The 1,242-nt window shown below is 48.2% G+C and carries 2 protein-coding genes; both read right to left on the bottom strand.

Translation table 11 applies throughout. The features are described 5' to 3' along the window. The coding region (locus BMW93_RS35050; protein ID WP_218147777.1) for a hypothetical protein at nucleotides 1–350 on the bottom strand (350 nt) is incomplete at its 3' end. Nucleotides 351–376: 26 nt separating this feature from the next. Beyond that, the coding region (locus tag BMW93_RS35055; RefSeq protein ID WP_143061807.1) for a T9SS type A sorting domain-containing protein at nucleotides 377–1,242 on the bottom strand (866 nt) is incomplete at its 5' end.

Below are 1,242 nucleotides of genomic sequence, written 5' to 3' on the forward strand. Positions count from 1 at the left end.
TTACCCAGTTCCGCGGGCAGGTCTCCCTGGAACTGAGGGATCTCATCCCCTGCTCCCGAAAGGTCGAGATGCTTCAAAGCGGTCAGGCTTCCGACTGCTGCCGGTATCGGTCCATAAGCATCATTCTGTTCCATAATGAGACTGGTAACACGCCCGCCTTCGCAACTAACCCCATACCATCCACATGGATTATCACCCGGATTGCCGGGTACCACCCAGCCCGAGTTGTCGTACCAGCTATTTCCGCCAGTGGCCTGGTAAAATGCAACCAATGCCAGCCGGTCCGCTTCGAGCGTCTGCCCGAATGATTTGAAGGAAATAAATAGAATGAGTAATAAAACTTTACGCATGACAGCTCGGATTTTATAATTAATAATTACCTATGAATCAATAAAATGCTTTGCGCCCCACCTACATTCACAATGTAACGGCCAGCGCTGAGGCCACCGATATTGAACTGCTCCTTCTCCGCTACCAATCCTTTCAAGACAACCCGCCCGTTCTGGTCAATGATTGAAAGCGATTGTTTCTGGCTGATGCCTGAAACAATCAGATATTCCTGCGCAGGATTGGGATAAACCTTCAACACTACATTGCTCGCCTTCACCCTGATGATCTTCGAATACTCGGATTTGCCATCATAATCGAGCTGTTTCAACCGGTAATAAGTGGTCGCAAATGGATTCAGATCAGTGTAATGATAGGTATTGACTTCTTTTGAATCGCCGTTGCCATCCACAAAACCGATTTTTTCAAATGTTCCCGCATCGGCGCTGCGTTCTATTTCGAACCCTTTGTTGTTGGTTTCGGCGGCGGTTTTCCAGGTGAGCTTCGTCTGGTTGTTTTCGGATTGGCCTTCGAAGGTGATGAGGGTTACGGGGAGCTTGATGGTTACAAATGTTTGGGTTCTCAGCGTCAGCCCTGGAACGTCGCTATTGGTTACCTCAGCATAGTAACTTGCCTCCCCATCGAGTGTGAGGATGTCTTTGCCAACTAGTGTCTGAATCAATACATTATTTTTATACAACTTATAGGTGTTCTTGGCTTTGGTCCCCCCAGCTGTCCAAACCGACATGTCCGATGCGATACAGTATATACACAGAGGCCCTCCCAAGTATGCCTTGATCAATGCTTGTGGCGCATAACTGTCCAGCCGACTGATATTGGTCTCCATGCCTGAAAAGTTGAAGGCATTGTTGTTGATCCTTACATCAGCCGAGACGGGGATTCCCAGAATGTTGG

Origin of the sequence: Dyadobacter sp. SG02, from assembly GCF_900109045.1 — a bacterium.
Taxonomy (GTDB): domain Bacteria; phylum Bacteroidota; class Bacteroidia; order Cytophagales; family Spirosomataceae; genus Dyadobacter.